This is a genomic window from Marivita sp. GX14005 (assembly GCF_023370775.1).
Lineage (GTDB): Bacteria > Pseudomonadota > Alphaproteobacteria > Rhodobacterales > Rhodobacteraceae > Marivita.
Genome location: NZ_JAMCCQ010000003.1, coordinates 216,143 through 235,342 on the forward strand (window position 1 = coordinate 216,143; position 19,200 = coordinate 235,342).

A 19,200-nucleotide genomic window follows, 5' to 3' on the forward strand; every position below is an offset into this window, starting at 1 on the left:
CGGTCCCATCATGCCCATCGCGCAAGAACTGCCGATCAATACCTCCGCCAGCGCGCTCGACATGGCGAACACGATCTTCGGCGCGGGCATCACGGTCAACAGCGCCAGCTATACGGGCGATTCGCGCTCATCGGGCGTCTACACCAACGGCGACAGCGTTTCGCCCGATCTGACCCCCGGCGATACCGGTGTGATCCTGTCGACGGGCCGCGCGGAGGACGTGACGAACGACCCGCGCTGGTGGCAGCCGTCGAACACGAATTTCAGAGGAAACACCTCCACCAACACCTCCGGCACCGGCGACAGCGATTTCACCGCGATTGCGGGCGCCAGCACCTTCGATGCCTCGTTCCTCGAAGTCACCTTCACGCCGAACGGCAACACGCTGACGCTCGATTTCGTCATCGCGTCCGAGGAATATCCCGAATATATCAGCTCGCAATTTCTTGACGTGGTCGGCATCTGGGTCAATGGCACGCAGGCGACGGTGAATGTCGGATCGGGGCAGGTGTCGGTCGGGAATATCAACGGCAACACCGCCAACAACCTGTATCGCGACAATACGAACGATCAATACAACACCGAAATGGACGGTTTCACCGTCACATTGAGCGTCGTCGCGCCGGTCAATGCAGGGGTTCAGAACACGATCAAGATCGGCATCGCCGATGTGCAGGACAGCAACTACGATTCCAACCTTCTCATTGCCGGCGGCTCGGCGCAATCGAGCCTCGTGGCGGATGACGACACGCTCAATATCGGGCTGAACAGCACCAAGATTGTCGACGTTCTGGCCAATGACAGCACCACCGCCGGGACGATGACGATCACCCAGATCAACGGCATTGCGGTTGTCGCGGGCGATTCGGTCACCCTCACCTCCGGGCAAGTGGTGACGCTCAATCCCGATGGCACGCTGAGCGTGCAATCCGATGGCGATACCGAAACCGCGTATTTCAATTACACGGTCGAGAACGGGCTGGGCAATTCCGACACGGGCGTTGTGCAGGTCACGCAGATGCCCTGCTTCGTCGCTGGAACGCTGATCGACACGCCGCGCGGGCCGGTGGCGGTGGAAACGCTCCGCCCCGGCGATCTGGTGTTGACGCTCGACGATGGCGCGATGCCCGTTCGCTGGGCGGGGGCCCGCGAAACGGTGGCGGAGGGGCGGTTCGCCCCGATCCTCATCAGCGCCGGAAGCTTTGGCGCAGAGCGCGACGTTCTGCTTTCGCCGCAGCACCGCGTGCTGATCCGCGACATTTGGGCTGAATTGCTTTTTGGCGAGGCGGAGGTGCTCATCAAGGCGCGCGATCTGGTCAATGGCTGCACCGTGCGGCAGGTGACGACAGGCGCGCCGGTGACCTATGTTCACCTGCTCTTCGACCGGCATGAAATCCTGACATCCTCGGGGCTTGCCTCGGAAAGCTATCTTCCCGGCCCGATGATGGCACAGAGTTTCGACGCCGAAGCCCAGGCCGAGATCATCACGCTCTTCCCGGAGCTTGCCGATCACGCTGCGCGCAACTGGACTGCCGCACGACCGATCCTGAAAAGCCACGAGGCGCGCGCCTTGCAAGCCCGCGCTGCCTGATCCCTATTCCGCCGCCATCGGTTTTTTCGCCTCCAGCATCGGCTTGAGGTAGCGGCCGGTATGGCTCTCGACCACCTCGGCAACCTGCTCCGGCGTGCCGGTCGCCACAATCCGCCCGCCGCCGTCGCCGCCTTCGGGGCCGATATCGATGAGCCAATCGGCTGTCTTGATGACGTCGAGGTTATGTTCGATCACCACGACCGAATTGCCCTGCTCGACGAGTTCATGCAGCACTTCAAGAAGCTTGCGCACATCCTCGAAATGCAAGCCGGTTGTCGGCTCGTCCAGGATATAAAGCGTCCGCCCGGTGGACCGTTTCGCCAGTTCCTTCGACAGCTTGACGCGCTGCGCTTCGCCGCCTGAAAGCGTTGTCGCCTGCTGACCGACCTTGATATAGCCAAGACCCACGCGGCATAGCGCGTCCATCTTCTCGCGAATGGACGGCACCGCCTTGAAGAACTCCTGCGCATCTTCAACCGTCATATCAAGAACGTCGGCTATGCTCTTGCCTTTGAACTTGATTTCCAATGTCTCACGGTTGTAGCGCGCGCCCTTGCAGGTCTCGCAGGTGACGTAAACGTCGGGCAAAAAATGCATCTCGATCTTGATGACACCATCACCCTGACACGCCTCACAGCGCCCGCCCTTTACGTTGAAGCTGAACCGCCCCGGCTTATAGCCGCGCGCCTTGGCCTCGGGCAGCCCCGCGAACCAGTCGCGGATCGGGGTGAAGGCACCGGTATAGGTCGCCGGGTTCGAGCGCGGCGTGCGCCCGATAGGCCGCTGATCGATGTCGATCACCTTGTCCAGATGCTCCAGCCCCTTGATCGTCTCGCAGGGCGCGGGCGTCTGCCGCGCACCATTGAGCCGCATCGAGGCGGTCTTGAACAATGTCTCGATGGTCAGCGTCGACTTGCCCCCGCCCGACACACCCGTCACGCAAACGAACTTGCCGAGCGGAAATTCGGCAGTCACGTTCTGCAAATTGTTGCCTGTCGCCTTCACGACCTTGAGCGCCTTCCGGTTCCCCTTGCGGCGCTTCGCCGGCACCGCGATCTTGCGCGCGCCGCTCAGATATTGCCCAGTCAGCGAGGCCGGATCGTCCGCGACCTCCTGCGGTGTGCCCTTGGAGACGACCTGCCCGCCATGCACCCCCGCGCCGGGGCCGATATCGAAAACGTAATCGGCCTCGCGGATCGCTTCCTCGTCATGTTCGACCACGATCACCGTATTGCCCTGATCGCGCAGGTTCTTGAGCGTTCCGAGCAAACGGTCATTGTCGCGCTGGTGCAGCCCGATGGACGGCTCGTCGAGCACGTAAAGCACGCCGGTCAAGCCGCTGCCGATCTGGCTGGCGAGCCGGATCCGCTGACTCTCGCCGCCCGACAGCGTGCCGGCATTGCGCGACAGGGTCAGGTATTCGAGCCCGACATTGTTCAGAAATCCAAGCCTCTCGCGGATCTCCTTGAGGATCGCCACGGCAATCTCGTTCTTCTGCTGGCTCAGATGATCGGGCACGGTCTTGCACCAGTCGAACGCCTCGCGGATCGACATCTGCACAACCTGGCCGACATGCAGACCCGCGATCTTGACCGCCAGCGCCTCCTGCCGCAGACGGTAGCCGTCGCAAGTGCCGCAAGGGCGGTTGTTCTGGTAGCGCTCGAATTCCTCGCGAATCCAGCTTGAATCCGTTTCGCGGTAGCGGCGTTCCATATTGGGAATCACGCCCTCGAATGTCCGCGTGACGTTGTAGATGCGGCCCCCTTCGTCATAGCGGAAGGGGATCTCCTCATCGCCCGATCCGTAAAGGAAGACCTGCTGCACATGCGCATCCAGATCCTTCCAGCGCGCATTCTTGTTGAACTCGTAATGCCGCGCGATGGCATCGATGGTCTGCAGGAAATACGGTGATTTCCCCTTGCGCCACGGTGCCAGCGCGCCATCGGAGATCTTGAGCGTCGTGTCGGGAACAACGAGGTTGGGATCGAAGAAGAGCTCAACCCCAAGCCCATCGCATTCCGGGCAAGCTCCGAACGGCGCGTTGAAGGAAAAGAGGCGCGGTTCGATTTCGGGGATGGTGAATCCGCTGACCGGGCAGGCGAATTTCTCGGAGAACGTATGCCGTTCCGGCTCGCCTTCACTCGGCGCGGTTTCAAGGATCGCAATGCCGTCAGCCAGATCGAGCGCGGTGCGGAAACTGTCCGCGAGTCGTGTCTCAATTCCCTCTTTCACGACAAGACGGTCCACCACCACATCAATGTCATGGCGGAACTTCTTGTCGAGCGTCGGGGGCTCGTCCAACTCGTAGAACTGCCCGTCCACCTTGACCCGCTGGAACCCCTGCTTGCGCAGCTCCAAGAACTCCTTGCGATACTCGCCCTTGCGGTCGCGCACGATGGGCGCGAGCAGGTAGGCGCGCGTGCCCTCCTCCATCGCCATGACACGGTCGACCATATCCTGCACCTGCTGCGCCTCGATGGGCAGACCGGTGGCGGGGCTGTAGGGGGTGCCGACGCGCGCGAAGAGCAGCCGCATGTAATCGTAGATCTCCGTCACCGTGCCGACGGTCGAGCGCGGGTTCTTGGAGGTCGTCTTCTGTTCGATGGAGATCGCGGGAGACAGCCCGGTGATGTGATCCACATCCGGCTTTTCCATCATGTCGAGGAACTGCCGCGCATAGGCCGACAGCGATTCGACATAGCGGCGCTGTCCCTCGGCATAGATCGTATCGAAAGCGAGGCTCGACTTGCCCGAGCCACTGAGCCCGGTGATGACCACAAGCTGGTCGCGCGGAATATCCACGTCGATATTCTTGAGGTTATGCTCGCGCGCGCCGCGCACTTCGATGTTCTTCAATTCGGCCATTCTGCCCCCCGGCTCTTGCAAGGGTAACACATAGGGGGTCCGGCCGGTTTCGCCAATGGCTAAATGAGAACGAAGATGGAACAGAACCGCAAGCTCAAGAAAACGGGAACGAACCCCGCAACGAACAGGGCCGCAAGGTTCCGGACTTTCCCGTTTACTTCAAGGCGACGCCGCAGCTGCGGAAAAAGGCCAGGATTTCATCCGTGAGGAATCCTTCTCCTGTTGCCATCTGGATCAACTCGAAGGCGCAGCCGTTATTCACCTCGACGATCACGGGGCCGTCATCCGTCAGGGCGATATCGGTCGATCCGAACCGATTCGCACCATGTATCAGGGCGACAGTCTCGTTCATCGCGCGCAGCGCCTCCCAATGCGGCAGCGTTTCGCCCAGCAGCTTGCGATCCGAACCGGGCAGACCGTCCAGTTCCGTCAGGTCGCCATCATGGTTCGCAACGATCCGCAACACCTTTCCGCTTTCGGGATCGAGCAGACAAAGCAGATTGCCCTTGCGCCAGAAATTGTCGGCGATATTCCCGGCCATCGGCAGCTTGAGCAGCGTGAACGGAGTTTGCAGACCCTCATCGCCGATGAGATTGAGGCAGCGCACCGTCGCGACCGAGTCGGTGATACCATCGAAGAACCGATGCGGCCGAACGCAATGCTGGATGAGATAGCTGCGATCGGAAAAAATGTCGCTCGCCAACTCGTCGAACGTGACCGGCGCGCGGCCATCGATGAGAACATGCGTATCCGTGCAGCCCGAAAGCCGAACCGCGCCCGCGCTCCACATGCCATTAAGGTTCTTCGCGAAAAGCGGAAACGCATCGCAACGCGTCAGGAAGTCCCTGAGCGCTGCGGCATCATGCAGCTTCGGCACGTCCGGATAAAGCCTCGGCCCCGCATCATAAACCGCAGCATTGCGCGGCTGCGCGATGCCATGCGCCGCCAGGATCGAGGACGAGAGCCATTTGTCTTCCGTTACCGACCACCATTGCGGATCGTTACAGGGCGCGATCGTCGGCCAATGAACATGCGCGGAAATGAAACGCGACCGATCGTCGTCGGAAAACCTGTCCCGGTCATAAAGGCCATACATCAGGTATTCGTAAAAGCGCAGCCGGCCGCGGGTCTTGCGCAGCTTGAAAAAATCGAAAGCGATCGACAAAGGGCTGCGCCCGCTGGCTTTGGCCGCAGCCGCCAACCGGCCGGCGATATTCCCGCCGGCTTTTCCTTCGATAAGCGCGATATCTTCAACGTATACCGACATGCCCGATCCCATCCGCTTGTTTCCGATCACGCTACTCGGCCTTGGTGATGACAATATGGCAAAGGCGGATCGTTTTGCGGGCGTCCGAATTCTCTGTTTCGAAAATATCTCGGGGGGCGGCGCGCAGCGCCGGGGGGGGGGCTGGCCCCCCTGGCCCGGCGGGCAAGAAAAACCCCCGCAGCGGAGCGCTACGGGGGGGATGTCATCGGATTGTGAAAGGCTCAGCCGCGCCGCGACGCCAGTGCGCGCCATGCGCCTGTGACGATCAACGCCGCAAGAACCGATTTGACCGCATCGCCGATGACGAAAGGTGCAACGAAATGGGTCCAGTAGAACCCGATCTCCTGACCGGCCCAACCGGCGTCGATCCCGGCCAGTTGCGAGAGCGCCATTGGCCAGACGGTGCCGGGAACGTAAAGCAACGCCGAAACGCCGAGGGCAACGGCTGCCGCCGGCACGACGCCACGTGTCCAGCCTCGATCGGCCGCCAACCCGGCAAGACCGGCCATCAGCACGAAACCGAACAAAAAGCCCGCGGTCGGCCCGGCGAAGGCCAGCCCGTTCATGCCGCCGGCAAAGACGGGCAGGCCCATCGCGCCATAGCCCAGATAGGTCAGCAGCGTCGCCGTGCCGAGCCGCGCGCCGAAACCGAGCCCGACGATCAGGATCGCCATTGTCTGCAGCGTCATGGGCACGGGGAAAAACGGCACGGAGACCTGCGTGGCAAGCGCGATGAAGGCCGCACCGCCAAGCGCCAGCAGCGTCTGACCGAAAAGCGTCGTTTTGCCGAAAGCGGCTTGGGATAGCGTCATGGGGATATGTCCTTCGACTGTCGCGATTTGTCACAGCCGTTAAACCGGCAAATACGGGGCCAAGTCAAGCGCCGCCCCTTGCGGCAGAGCCCGCAAGAAGGCATGTCACGCGCCATGACAGATCATCCCGGCTCCGCCCCCCGCCCCATTGCCCTCGTGACAGGCGCTTCGCGCGGCCTCGGCTTTGCCTTGGCCGAGGCGCTCGCCGACACGCATCACATCGTCGCCGTCGCCCGCACCGTCGGCGGGCTGGAAGAGCTTGACGACCGCATTCAGGCGAAGGGCGGCAGCGCGACGCTCGCGCCGATGGACATCACCAAGGCGGACGCAATGGCGCAGCTCTGCCGGTCGGTGCATGAGCGTTGGGGACAGATCGCGCTCTGGGTGCATACGGCGATCCATGCCGGACCGCTGACGCCGGCGCATCACATCGACGCCAAGGACTGGGATCGTTCCGTCTCGATCAACCTCGCCGCGATGGGGCATCTCGTTCCCTATATCGGTGCGCTTTTGGCCCGGGACGGGCGCGCAATCTTCTTCGAGGACGACCACGCGGGGGAAAAGTTCTACGGCCATTACGGCACCACCAAATCGGCGCAGATCGCTCTGGCGCGCAGCTGGCAGGCCGAAACCGTCTCCACCGGCCCCAACGTCAGGATACTGGCGCCACATCCCATGGCAACTGCGGTGCGGGCGCGGTTTCACCCCGGAGAGGATCGCGGCGCGCTGGCCAGCCCCGCCGATGAGGCCGCACGGCTTGTGCCGGACATCCTGAACGGCTGACAAGGATCCGGATGCGTCGACGCATCCGGGATTTTCCGTCAACGGAAAATCGCGCTGCACCGGCGCGGCGCGGACTTGCTGCATGTTGGGGCTTGGCCTATTCAGGGGCAAAGCAAGGCAGGGCGGATGCGCATACTCATCACCAATGACGACGGAATCAACGCTCCGGGGCTGGAGGTTCTGCTCGAAATCGCGACCGAGCTTGCCGGGCGGCGCGGCGAGGTCTGGACGGTCGCGCCGGCCTTCGAGCAATCGGGCGTCGGCCATTGCATCAGCTACACCCATCCGATGATGATCTCCAAGATGGGCGAGCGCCGCTACGCTGCGGAGGGAAGCCCCGCGGATTGCGTGCTGGCCGGCCTGCACGACATGCTGCGCGGCGCGCCGCCTGATCTGGTGCTTTCGGGCGTCAATCGGGGCAACAATTCGGCCGAGAACGCGCTTTATTCCGGCACGCTGGGCGGCGCGATGGAAGCGGCGCTTCAGGGCATCCCGGCCATCGCGCTGTCGCAATATTACGGCCCCGCCAATGCGCAGGTGGATGACCCGTTCGAGGCTGCGCGCGTTCACGGCTGCGAGGTGATCCGCCGCATCGTGGATCACGATCCGGGCGGACAATCGGGCTACCGGCTGTTCTACAACGTCAATTTCCCGCCCGTCCCGGCAGAGGCGGTCAAGGGTACGCGTATCACCCCGCAGGGCATTCGCGAAGGCACCGGCTTTTCGGTGGAGCCGCACAGCTCGCCCTCGGGGCGGCGTTTCCTCTGGATCAAGGGCGGCGATCAGCGCGCGCCCACCGCGCCGGGCAGCGATGCGGCGCTCAATCTCGAAGGCTATATCAGCGTCACGCCGATGCGCGCGGATCTGACCGCGTCCGATCATCTCGACGCGATGCGGGATGCGTTTTCCTGATGGTCGATCCGGAGCTCAAGATGCAGTTCCTCTACGCGCTGCGCTCGCGCGGCGTGACAAACGCCGCCGTTCTGGGCGCGATGGAAAAGATCGACCGCGGGCCCTTCATTCGCGGCTATTTCGCCGAGCGTGCCTATGAGGATACGCCACTGCCCATCGCCTGCGGACAGACGATCAGCCAGCCTTCGGTCGTAGGGCTGATGACGCAGGCGCTCGATATCAGCCCGCGCGACACCGTTCTGGAGGTCGGCACCGGGTCGGGCTACCAGGCCGCGATCCTGAGCCAGCTGGCGCGGCGCGTCTATACCGTGGACCGCCATGCGCGGCTCGTCCGAGAGGCGCGCGCGGTGTTCGACGATCTCGGCCTGACCAACATCACCGCCTTTACCGCCGATGGCAGTTTCGGCCTGCCCGATCAGGCGCCCTTCGATCGTATCCTCGTGACCGCGGCCGCCGAAGACCCTCCGGGGCCGCTGCTCGGGCAGCTCAAGGTAGGCGGGATCATGGTTTTGCCTGTCGGGCAGTCGGACGCCGTGCAGCATCTCATTCGGGTGCGGCGCACGCCGGAGGGGCTCGACTATGACGAATTGCGCGCAGTGCGCTTCGTGCCTTTGGTCGAAGGGCTGGCCCGTGAGGGGTAAACGGGGCATACTGCATGACGTGACGCCGGGCCGATAACAGGCGCATATTGAGGATATCGACATGACGACCGCTCCATTTCCGAACCGTTCCGCCGCCGGGCTTTTCGCCGGTCTTTCCACGCTCGCGCTGCTCGGCGCCTGTTCGGAGCCGCTCGATCTCGATCTGCGCGGGATGATGAATGGCGGCTTCAACACCGCCGACGCCGCGCGCGCCGCCACCGCGCCCCGGCCCGATCCGGACGATCGCGGCGTGATTTCCTATCCCAATTATCAGGTCGCCGTCGCGCGGCGCGGCGATACGCTGGGCAGTCTGGCACGCCGCATCGGTCTGCCGCCCGAAGAGCTGGCCAGCTATAACGGTATCCAGACCGGCGACACGCTCCGCGCCGGGGAGATCGTTGCCCTGCCCCGCCGCGTGGCAGAACCGTCACCGGCCACCGGGGCCATCGCCACCGGCCCGATCCGGCCCGCTTCGGATATCGACATCACCACCCTGGCGAGCGATGCCATCGACCGCTCTGCCCCGACGCCGCGCAGCGCGCCCGCGCCGCAGCCGCAGACCGGCGCGGAGCCCGTGCGCCACCGGGTCGAGCGCGGAGAGACCGCCTTCACCATCGCGCGGCTCTACGATGTCTCGGTGCGCTCGTTGGCCGAATGGAACAGCCTCGACGCGAATTTCACCCTGCGCGAGGGGCAGTTCCTGCTGATCCCCGTCGCGACACAGGCCCCGCCCGCCCGCGAGGTCGCCGCGACCCAGCCACCGGGGCGCGGATCGCCGACGCCCGAGCCGCCGTCGGCCTCCAAACCCTTGCCGGCAGCCGTGCCGAAACCCGCTGCCGCTCCGGCCGCCGAGCCGGAAAAGAAGGCCGAGCCGGTCGCTGATGTCGGCAAGCAGACCGAAGCCAGCGCATCTGGCGCGGCGATGATCTTTCCCGTGCAGGGCAATATCATCCGCGAATACGCCAAGGGCCGCAATGACGGCATCGATATCGGCGCTTCGGTCGGAACGCCGGTCAAGGCCGCGGCAAGCGGACAGGTCGCCGCGATCACCACCAACACGGACGGGATCAACATTCTCGTTGTGCGGCACCCCGACAACCTGCTGACGGTCTATACCCATGTCGATCAGATCACCGTCGCGAAAGGCGACGCGGTCAGCCGGGGGCAGGCCATTGCCAAGATCGCAAAGGCCGATCCTCCGCGCGTCCATTTTGAAGTGCGCAAGGGGTTCGAGAGCGTCGATCCGATGCAATATCTGCGCTAGGCGGTCAGCGCCTTTCCCAGTCTCGGGAGCCGCGCTTTCTTGAGCAGCCTGCGCAACTCCCAAGTTTCGCCGGACAGCCGTTCGGCCTCAGCATGCACGGCGCGAACCGCCTCCTCTATCGGGTCGGGTGCGCTGGCGTAAAGGCCGATCATGAAGCTGTCGGGATCGGCACGCGACAGACCTTCCTCGGCCAGTATCCCGCGCGGGAAATCCTTGGCATTCATCGTCAGGATCACATCCGCATGGCCCGCGATGGCGGCGGCGAGAACGTGAATGTCGTTCGGATCGGGGAGCCAGAGCCGATCCTCCAGTGCCGCACCCCAGGTGACGGAGGCTTTGGGCCACGCCGCTGAGACCATCGCGATTTCGCCCGCCGCCTGCGCCTCGCCCGCTGGCCCCAGCTTGGCGGCAGCGCGTGCCCATTCATTGAGGATCCGCTCGGACCAGAGCGGCGTGAACAGGCCCCGCCCCGCGATTTCCAGCAGGATCTGCCGCATCACCGTTGGATAGATGACGCAAGTGTCGAGCAGGACCTTCACAGCCGGAAGAACAGCGCCTTGAGATAGCCCGATTCCGCCAGTTGAGGCAGCAGCGGATGGTCCGGGCCGGCCTGCCCTGTATGGATAAGCTGCGCGCGCCGCCCCGCACGGCCGATGCCACGCAGGCAGGCGCCGGTGAAGGCGCTCAGATCGGCGGCGTGGGAGCAGGAGCAGAGCACAAGATAGCCTCCTGGTGCCACCAGCGGCGCGGAAAGCCGCGCGATGCGCTCATAGGCGCGCAGTCCGGCCTCCTTCGCCTTGTTCGACGGGGCGAAAGCGGGCGGATCGCAGATGACGAGATCGAAGCTCTGTCCCGCCTCGCCCAGTTCGGTCAGCTGCGCGAAAGCGTCGCCCCGCGACGTGCGCAGCCGGTCCAGCGCGCCCATGCGCGCCGCGCCTTCCTCGGCCAGCGTCAGCGCCGCCTCGGAGCCATCGACGCAAAGCGCGCTCTGCGCATCACCCGCGAGCGCCGCTAGGCCGAAACCGCCCACATGGGAGAACACATCGAGCACGTTCGCGCCCTGCGCCAGCCGCGCGGCGAAGGCGTGGTTCGGGCGTTGGTCGAAGAAGAGCCCGGTTTTCTGTCCGCCCGTGAGATCGGCCATGTAAGTCGCGCCGTTCATCGTCACCGGCACCGGCGCAGTTGGCGCATCGCCCAGCAGAACCGCGTCCTGATCATCCAGCCCTTCGAGCGCCCGCCCCCGCCCGCCGGCATTCTTGAGGATCGTGCGCACACCCGTCACCTCCGCCAGCGCGTCAGCCAGTTCGGGAAGCAGCGCATCGGCCCAGGCGGCGTTTGGCTGGATCACCGCGATATCGCCGAAACGGTCGATGATGACGCCGGGGAGCCCGTCGGCCTCCGCATGGACCAGCCTATAGAAGGGCGCATCGAAAAGCCGCTCGCGCAGCGCCAGCGCGCGGGTCAGGCGGGCGGCGAACCAGCCCCGATCCGGCGCGGCGGCATCCGGCGCATCCAGAACACGCCCGATGATCTTGGAGTTGGGGTTCACGCCCACCAGCGCGAGCGGCTGGCGCTCGGCGTCTTCGAGAACCGCGATCGCCCCCGGAGTGATCGCACGGGTGCGGCGGTCGGTGACGACCTCGTTGGCATAAACCCAAGGGTAGCCGCGGCGGATGGCCTGCGGCTTGGTCTTGGGCTTGAGGCGAAGGACGGGCAAGGAAGTCGGTGTCATGCCGCTCCCCTTACGCGCCCTTCACGTCTTGCGAAAGATCAAAGCTCGTTGATCGCCTGCAAAAGCCCCAGTCTTGCGTTTTCGTGACCGCCCGGAACCGTCAGTTCCTCGGCGATGACACGCGCCAGATGCGCTGTGATGCGGGCCTTTTGCGTGCGGCCCTGCGCATCGGCGGCCATCGCCGCCTGACCCGAGAGCGCTTCGAGATCGGCCTTGACATGACGCATCTCGCCGATCTGCGCCCCTGTCGCGGTGTCGATCAGGCGATAGCGGAAATCGATATCGTGCACGCCGCCCACGCTGTAGCGCGCCTTTTCGGACAGGCCGTGAAAGCGCGTGACCTGGATATCCATCCGCACCGGACGCGTGCCCGCGATTTGCGGCGCGGCGCGGCGCAGGCTTTCCTCGAAGATCGCCTTCACCTGCGCATGGCGGTCGCCATAGGGATCGCCCCGCCAGACGATATCGCCGCGCGGGTAATAGGTGTTGCGCTCGTTCACGCTGAGCGATCGGGGCACGGAGACGGTGAAGCTGGCAAGGGCCATGCCCGGCCGCGCCATTCCGGGCAGCCCGGCGTCCGGCATCGCGGCGCGGCTGGCGGTCTGCGGCGCGGCGCAGGCGCTTACGCCAAGGGCCAGCGCAAACGCCATGCAGGCTTTGAAAAACGGTTTCATTATGGGTATCCTCTGCGCGAATTGATCTTGATCCTCGGGCCGTGCCTATTCGCGCAACTTGGCCGGAACGCGGCGCAAAGCTGACAATTCGGGGAAACCGGCACGACGTTCCCGGGGCGACGCCCCTTTACTGTTAGCGCTAACCTAGCTACATGATCCACATACCGACGGCTGAAATCGCGCGGAGGCATTATGGCACAGGCTCTCAACGACATCATCAAACGCGTCACCGAACGGGTGCAGGAACGCTCCGAAGCGTCACGCGGCACCTATATGGAGCGGATGCGCATGGCCGCCGAAGACGGACCGCGCCGCGCCCATCTGACCTGCGGCAACCAGGCCCACGCCTATGCCGCCGCCGGCGAGGATCAGCACAAACTCGCGACCGAGCGCGCGCCGAATATCGGCATCGTCACGGCCTATAACGATATGCTCTCCGCCCATCAGCCTTTCGAGCGCTTCCCCGATATCATCCGCGACGCCGCCCGCGCGGCAGGTGGCACCGCGCAGGTGGCAGGCGGCGTTCCGGCGATGTGCGACGGGGTCACGCAAGGCCAAGTCGGCATGGAGCTTTCGCTTTTCTCGCGCGATGTGATCGCGCTGGCGACGGGCATCGCGCTGAGCCACAACACCTACGATTCCGCGCTCTATCTCGGCGTATGCGACAAGATCGTGCCGGGGCTGGTGATCGCCGCAGGCACGTTCGGCTATATCCCCGGCATCTTCCTGCCTGCCGGGCCGATGCCCTCGGGCCTGCCGAACGACGAAAAGGCCAAGGTGCGCCAGCAATTCGCTGCCGGGGAGGTGGACCGCGCCGCGCTCATGCAGGCCGAGATGGCATCGTATCATAGCCCCGGCACCTGCACCTTCTATGGCACGGCGAACAGCAACCAGATGCTGATGGAGTTCATGGGCCTGCACCTGCCTGGCGCGTCCTTCGTCAATCCGAACACGCCGATGCGCGACGCGTTGACCGTCGCGGGCACCGAACGCGCGCTTGAGATCACGCAGCTGGGCAATGATTATCGCCCGGTCTGCGACATCCTCGACGAACGCGCCTTCGTGAACGGCATCGTCGGGCTGATGGCGACGGGCGGCTCGACCAATCTGGTGCTTCACCTGCCCGCGATGGCCCGCGCCGCGGGGGTCGAGTTGCGGCTGGAGGATTTCGACGAGATTTCGTCCGTCACGCCGCTTATGGCGAAGGTTTATCCGAACGGTCTGGCGGACGTGAACCATTTCCACGCCGCGGGCGGGCTCGGCTTCATGATCGGAGAGTTGCTTAAGGCCGGTCTGTTGCACGAGGAGGTCAAGACGGTGGCCGGCGACGGCCTCTCGCTTTACACGCAGGAACCGAAACTGGAGGACGGCCGTGTCGTCTACCATCCCGGCGCGGGAGAAACGCAGAACGACAAGATCCTGCGCCCGGCTGCCGATCCGTTCCAGAAAACCGGCGGGCTGAAGCAACTGGCGGGCAATTTGGGGCGCGGCATGATGAAAACCTCCGCCGTCGCGCCCGAGCGGCATGTAATCGAGGCGAAAGCCCGGATCTTCAACGATCAGGCGGATGTCAAAACCGCGTTCAAGAATGGCGAGTTCACCGAGGATACGGTCGTCGTCGTGCGCTTTCAGGGGCCAAGCTCGAACGGGATGCCGGAGCTTCATTCGCTCACCCCGACGCTTGCGGTCTTGCAGGATCGCGGGTTGAAGGTCGCGCTCGTCACCGACGGGCGCATGTCGGGCGCGTCGGGCAAGGTGCCCTCGGCGATCCATGTCAGCCCGGAAGCGGCCAAGGGCGGCCCGCTGGCGAAACTGCGTGACGGCGATCTGGTGCGGGTCGATGCGGTTCAGGGCACGCTCGATTGCCTTGAGGAGGAGTTCGACAGCCGCGCGGCGGTCGAGCCCGATCTGGCGCAGAACGGCCACGGCGTCGGGCGCGAGCTCTTCGCCGCGTTCCGCGCCAATGTCGGGCTGGCCGAGACCGGCGCCGGCGTCGTTGTCTGAGGAATTCCCGCGATGACCCCTGAAAAGATGAGCGAAAAGACCGAAGAGCTCTGCCGGCTCGCGCCGATCATACCGGTTCTGGTGGTGGATGATGCGCGCCATGCCCGGCCTCTGGCCGAAGCGCTGGTGGCTGGCGGCTTGCCCGTCCTCGAAGTGACGCTTCGCACACCCGCCGCACTCGACGCGATCCGCGAGATGGCGGGCGTTGACGGCGGCGTGGTCGGTGCCGGCACGTTGCTCACGCCGGAGGATGTCCGGGCGGCCAAGGAGGCCGGCGCGCGGTTCGGTGTCTCCCCCGGCGCGACGGACAGGCTGTTGACGGCCTGCGAAAACGCCGATCTGCCGCTCTTGCCGGGCGCGGCGACGGCGAGCGAGGCCTTGGCGCTGCTGGAGCGCGGCTATCGCGTGCAGAAGTTCTTCCCCGCCGAGGCCAGTGGCGGCGCGCCCGCACTCAAGGCCATCGGCGCGCCGATCCCGCAGGTGCGCTTTTGCCCGACGGGCGGCGTTTCATTGGCGAATGCGTCGGACTACCTGTCCCTGCCGAACGTGCTGTGCGCCGGCGGCAGCTGGGTCGCGCCAAAAGATCTGGTGCAGCGCGGCGACTGGTCGGGCATCGAAGCGCTCGCCAAGGAGGCAAGCGCCCTGTCGCGCTGAGCGGAACGCCCTGCCCCGTCATGCTAGGGCTTGGCCGGAGACGCTACAAACGGCACCGCGTCCGCGAGACCCTAGAGCACCCCCTGGAGCGCGGAGAGCAGTTCCACGTCCTGTATCGGCTTGGAGAGGCGGCGGACATCTCGCAGATCGTCGGGAAAGCCGCCGGTCTCCGCCGAATAGCCGGTCAGGAACACCACCGGCACATTCAGTTCTCGCAGCCTGCGCGCCAGAGGCAGGCTGGTCTCGCCGCGCCCGAGGTTGACATCGAGCAAAGCGAGCGATGGTCGGTCTTGGCCGAGCGCCTCTTCGGCGGCATCGCTGGTCAGGAACGGGCCGATGACGGAATATCCGTTCTCTTCCAGCGTCATCTGCAAATCCAATCCGATCAGGGCTTCGTCTTCGAGCAGGAGAATGGACCGCGCCGTCATTCATGCCTCCTTGGAAATGTCAAAACGAACCTCAAACCTTCCTCAGCGTAATGGACCTGCGCATCTCCATCAAGATCGCTTGCGACCACCTGGTTGAGAACCACGCTGCCGAAGCCGCGCCGTTCGGGCGGCGCTTCGATTTTCGGGCCGCCCGTTTCGATCCATTCGATCCGCACCGTTTCGCCCGTTTCGGAGACCTTCAGCACGATCCGGCCTTCGGAGTCGGACAGCGCTCCGTATTTGGCCGAATTGGTCGCAAGTTCATGAAACGCCATGCCCAGCGATTGCGCCTGCGAGGCGGCGATCGGAACATCCGGCCCGTCGATCGTGAATGCGGCACCTCCCTCGGGGCGATAGGGGCTGAGTTCGGCTTCGACGAGCGCCGACAGCGGAACGGTGCGCCATTCCTGCGCCGTCAGCAGATCATGCGTCCGGGCCAGAGCGTTGAGCCGGGACGCAAGACGCTTCTGGTAATCCTCGGGCGAGCTGGCGGTGCGCAGCAGGAGTTTGGAGACCGCATTGATCGTCGCCAGCGTGTTCTTGACGCGGTGCTGCAACTCGCGCAGCAGGATGGTCTGACGTTCGGATTGCGCCTCGATGCGGTCTATCAGCCGTTTCTGTTCGGTCACTTCGCGCACACAGGTGCCGACTGCGAAGACCTCGCCATTCGATCGGATCGGATAGAAATCGCATAGCCAATGCCGCTCGACGCCCGGCTGGCTTGCGGTTTCGCCGCTGATCGGTGTGTCCAGGATCGCCTCGCCCGTGTCAAAGACGTGGCGGTATTTCGGCTCGAGCGTATCGGCGAGATCGGGCAGAAGCTCGCGCAACGTCTTGCCTTCGTAATGTTCGGCGGTGATGCCGTTGATTTCAGCCAGATGAGCGTTGATCCTCAACCATCGCAGGTCACGCGACATGAGCGACAGGCCAACCGGCGTGGTATCGTAGAGGTTTTCGAGCTCGGCATATTGCCGGGCCATCTGTTCCTCGTGCGCGATAAGCTGGTTTTCACTGCGCTTCCGGTTGGTGATATCGATGAAGGACAGCACGTACCCGTCGATCTGGTTCTGAACGGTGCGATACGGCTTGATGCGCAGAAGAAAGGTCTCGTCCGTCGCCGCGATGTTCAACTCCCGTTCGAGCGATTGCAGGGTTTCATCGACGCGCTGCGCATCCTCCTTCAAGCCCGGATAGTCGAAACGCGAGGACAGATCGAAGATCGGGCGCCCGATATCGCGTTCGCGGATGCCGAAGATCTCGGTCGTGGCCGGGGTGTAGCTGCGCACGCAAAAGGCGCGATCGAGAAACAACACCGCGATATCGGTCGAATCGAAAAGGTTCTTGAGATCGGAATTCGCGCGGTGCAGCTGGCGATTGTTTTCCTGCAGCTCGGCATTGACCGTTTCCAGCTCCTCATTGATCGATTGCAGCTCCTCGCGGCTGGTTTCGAGCTCTTCGTTGGAGCTTTGCAGCTCCTCGTTCATCGACAGCAATTCCTCGTTGGAGCTTTTCAACTCCTGCCCTGATGTCTCGAACTCCTGCAGGGCGGCAGCCAGCTGTCGGCGCAGGTTGAAATTCTCGACCTCCAGCATGTCGCGATCGATGTCCTGGCGCGCGGTGATCGCCACATCCACCGATGAGGTATCGACGGCATTCACCTCGTTCAGCGTCAGCAGGAACTGATCGCCATCATGCAAGGTCGGTGCAAGCCGGATGTCGAAGAAGCGCACGATCCCGTCATCCTCGACGAGCACGCTGTCGCTGCGCACATTCGCGCCGCTGTCCTTGGCCTCCTTCAACGCCGCGCGGACGGGAACGCGCAACTCGCGTGCGAGATAGGCATCGATGTCCGTGGACGGCGTTCCGTGCGAGGGCTTGATGAACCGCGCCATCTTTTCGCTGAGATAGATCACCTCGCCATCGCCGGAAATCAGCGCGAACGGGGCGGCGTGCTGCCTGAGGAATTCCCGCTCCGCGCTGGCCTCGCGTGAATATTCCGGTGCCGCAATCTGCGCCGAGGCGATCCGCCCGCCGGTCCATGGGCGCGCGCTGACCCCCTTCTGGGGCAACGGATCGCGCAGCGCCGAATAGCGCGTCTCGGCATCGGGGTTCTTGACAAAGATGCGATGTGTCTTGTCCAGTGTCCTGAACAGATCGTCCCCTCCCGAAATCCCTTCGGATGGGCCGAGGAACAAGACGCCCTCCGGCTTGAGCGAGAAATGCAGTCTTGGCATCACGCGGGCCTGCAGATCGCTCGTCATGTAGATCAGCAGATTTCGGCAGGAAATCAGATCGAGACGTGAAAAGGGCGGATCCTGAACGAGGTTATGCGGCGCGAAAACGCAACATTCGCGCAATGACGGAACGGCGCGGAACTGGCCGTTTTCGGGGGTGAAATACTTGTCGCGCAGATCGCGCGGAATCCGCTCCAGCGCGGCCGAGGTATAAAGCCCCCCTCGCGCCGCCATGAGCGCGGGCGAGTCGATATCGGTGCCGAAGAGCTGCAGAACCTGCCGGCCCTCGGCACGCTCCAATTCCTCGTTGAGCAGGATCGCCAGGGAATAGACCTCTTCCCCGGTGGAGCAGCCGGGCACCCAGACGCGGATATTGCGCTGATCGCGCGCGACGATCTGGCAAAGCACCTTCTCGCGCAACGCTTCGAAGCTGGCGGGATCGCGGAAGAACTGGGTGACGCCGATCAGAAATTCCTGAGCGAGGATGCGGGCCTGCGCTTCGTCCTCGTCCAGAAGCGCGAGAAACCTGTCGAGATCCGCGATCCGAAGCAACGCCATCCGCCGCTCAATTCGCCGGACCAGCGTTCCGGGCTTGTAGTCGGAAAAATCGTTGCCCGACACGGCGGCCAGCCGTTCCGTGATGCGTTCGATATTGTTCTTGATCGCGTCTTGAAGCCGGTCGCGCGCAGTGTCGCCCTGCAGGGCCGCGCGGTGAGACATGATCTCTTGCAGCCGTTCCACGATCCGTTCGGCCGGCAGGACGAAATCGACAAGCCCGGTGGCGACCGCGCTGTCGGGCATCCCCGGAAACCGCGCCGAGGCGCTTTCCTGCACCAGCGCGAAGCCGCCCGCCGATTTGACGGCCCGCAAGCCTTCCGCTCCGTCAGAGCCGGAGCCCGAGAGGACGACGCAATAGGCGTCGCGGCCCCGCGCGTCAGCGAGCGAGGCGAAGAAACTGTCGATGGGTCGGTGCAGATGGCCATCGCCCTCGCGCGGGGTCAGACGGAAGCGGTCATGCTCGACCGTCAGGGTCATCCCCGGCGGCACCACGTAAACCCTCCCTGCGCGCACATGGTCGCCATCCTCGATCTGCGCCACCGGGATATCCGTCTCGGCTTGCAGAAGCTGATCCATCACCGATTTCTGGTCGGGCGCGAAATGCTGCATCACCACATAGCACGCCCCCGAATGACGCGGGATCGCGGCAGTCAGCGCGCGCAGTGCCTCCAGACCTCCGGCAGAGGCTCCGATACCGACAATGGGAATGACGCTATCCGCCGAATCTCTCATCACATCGGTGTCCTTGTTCAACAGCCTGTGCAGCCGGAATGTCATGGCA

The 19,200-nt window shown here is 64.1% G+C and carries 15 protein-coding genes; 7 read left to right on the forward strand and 8 right to left on the reverse strand.

Features of this window, described 5'->3' with window-relative positions; genetic code table 11:
* The first annotated feature begins 10 nt into the window (after positions 1 to 10).
* Complete coding sequence (locus M3465_RS11270) at positions 11 to 1,591, forward strand: Hint domain-containing protein (protein ID WP_249501844.1); 1,581 nt, start codon at positions 11 to 13, stop codon at positions 1,589 to 1,591.
* 3 nt (positions 1,592 to 1,594) lie between these two features.
* On the opposite strand, the gene uvrA is transcribed toward M3465_RS11270, so the two are convergent.
* From uvrA to M3465_RS11285, 3 genes are all read right to left on the reverse strand, one after another.
* A complete protein-coding gene (uvrA, locus tag M3465_RS11275; protein WP_249501845.1) occupies positions 1,595 to 4,456 on the reverse strand; it encodes an excinuclease ABC subunit UvrA in 2,862 nt (953 codons plus the stop codon).
* Positions 4,457 to 4,610: 154 nt separating this feature from the next.
* A complete protein-coding gene (locus M3465_RS11280; protein ID WP_249501846.1) occupies positions 4,611 to 5,723 on the reverse strand; it encodes a sugar-transfer associated ATP-grasp domain-containing protein in 1,113 nt (370 codons plus the stop codon).
* A gap of 221 nt (positions 5,724 to 5,944) precedes the next feature.
* Positions 5,945 to 6,535, reverse strand: coding sequence for a biotin transporter BioY (locus M3465_RS11285; protein WP_249501847.1), 591 nt, complete (start codon positions 6,533 to 6,535; stop codon positions 5,945 to 5,947).
* A 114-nt stretch (positions 6,536 to 6,649) separates the two neighbouring features.
* Here M3465_RS11285 and M3465_RS11290 point away from each other — a divergent pair, with 114 nt between their 5' ends.
* From M3465_RS11290 to M3465_RS11305, 4 genes are all read left to right on the forward strand, one after another.
* Positions 6,650 to 7,318, forward strand: a complete 669-nt coding sequence (locus tag M3465_RS11290) for an SDR family NAD(P)-dependent oxidoreductase (RefSeq protein WP_249501848.1) — start codon at positions 6,650 to 6,652, stop codon at positions 7,316 to 7,318.
* A 126-nt stretch (positions 7,319 to 7,444) separates the two neighbouring features.
* Entirely contained in the window at positions 7,445 to 8,230 is a 786-nt protein-coding gene (gene surE, locus M3465_RS11295) for a 5'/3'-nucleotidase SurE (protein ID WP_249501849.1), read from the forward strand.
* On the forward strand, positions 8,230 to 8,871 hold the full coding sequence (locus tag M3465_RS11300; protein ID WP_249501850.1) for a protein-L-isoaspartate(D-aspartate) O-methyltransferase: 642 nt from the start codon (positions 8,230 to 8,232) through the stop codon (positions 8,869 to 8,871). The genes surE and M3465_RS11300 overlap by 1 nt, the downstream gene beginning before the upstream one ends.
* Before the next feature lie 61 nt (positions 8,872 to 8,932).
* Positions 8,933 to 10,135: a peptidoglycan DD-metalloendopeptidase family protein gene (locus M3465_RS11305; protein ID WP_249501851.1), complete on the forward strand. Its 1,203-nt coding sequence runs from the start codon at positions 8,933 to 8,935 to the stop codon at positions 10,133 to 10,135.
* On the opposite strand, the gene M3465_RS11310 is transcribed toward M3465_RS11305, so the two are convergent.
* Genes M3465_RS11310 through M3465_RS11320 form a run of 3 tightly spaced genes read right to left on the reverse strand, consistent with a single transcriptional unit; the run spans position 10,132 to position 12,541 of the window.
* On the reverse strand, positions 10,132 to 10,674 hold the full coding sequence (locus M3465_RS11310; protein ID WP_249501852.1) for an RSP_2648 family PIN domain-containing protein: 543 nt from the start codon (positions 10,672 to 10,674) through the stop codon (positions 10,132 to 10,134). The two genes, M3465_RS11305 and M3465_RS11310, sit on opposite strands and share 4 nt — an antisense overlap.
* Complete coding sequence (locus tag M3465_RS11315; protein ID WP_249501853.1) at positions 10,671 to 11,867, reverse strand: RSP_2647 family RNA methyltransferase; 1,197 nt, start codon at positions 11,865 to 11,867, stop codon at positions 10,671 to 10,673. The genes M3465_RS11310 and M3465_RS11315 overlap by 4 nt, the downstream gene beginning before the upstream one ends.
* Positions 11,868 to 11,905: 38 nt before the next feature.
* Positions 11,906 to 12,541 carry a DUF6778 family protein gene (locus M3465_RS11320; RefSeq protein WP_249501854.1) on the reverse strand — a complete coding sequence of 212 codons (636 nt, stop codon included), beginning with the start codon at positions 12,539 to 12,541 and terminating at the stop codon, positions 11,906 to 11,908.
* A 192-nt stretch (positions 12,542 to 12,733) separates the two neighbouring features.
* On the opposite strand from M3465_RS11320, the gene edd reads away from it, so the two are divergent.
* A complete protein-coding gene (gene edd, locus M3465_RS11325) occupies positions 12,734 to 14,545 on the forward strand; it encodes a phosphogluconate dehydratase (protein ID WP_249501855.1) in 1,812 nt (603 codons plus the stop codon).
* A 12-nt stretch (positions 14,546 to 14,557) separates the two neighbouring features.
* The gene (eda, locus tag M3465_RS11330) at positions 14,558 to 15,199 is read left to right on the forward strand and encodes a bifunctional 4-hydroxy-2-oxoglutarate aldolase/2-dehydro-3-deoxy-phosphogluconate aldolase (RefSeq protein ID WP_249501856.1); all 642 of its coding nucleotides are present in this window, start codon (positions 14,558 to 14,560) and stop codon (positions 15,197 to 15,199) included.
* A gap of 71 nt (positions 15,200 to 15,270) precedes the next feature.
* On the opposite strand, the gene M3465_RS11335 is transcribed toward eda, so the two are convergent.
* Together M3465_RS11335 and M3465_RS11340 are read right to left on the reverse strand one after the other, a co-directional pair.
* Positions 15,271 to 15,627: a response regulator gene (locus tag M3465_RS11335; RefSeq protein ID WP_249501857.1), complete on the reverse strand. Its 357-nt coding sequence runs from the start codon at positions 15,625 to 15,627 to the stop codon at positions 15,271 to 15,273.
* Complete coding sequence (locus M3465_RS11340) at positions 15,624 to 19,151, reverse strand: chemotaxis protein CheB (RefSeq protein WP_249501858.1); 3,528 nt, start codon at positions 19,149 to 19,151, stop codon at positions 15,624 to 15,626. The genes M3465_RS11335 and M3465_RS11340 overlap by 4 nt, the downstream gene beginning before the upstream one ends.
* Positions 19,152 to 19,200 lie beyond the last annotated feature (49 nt).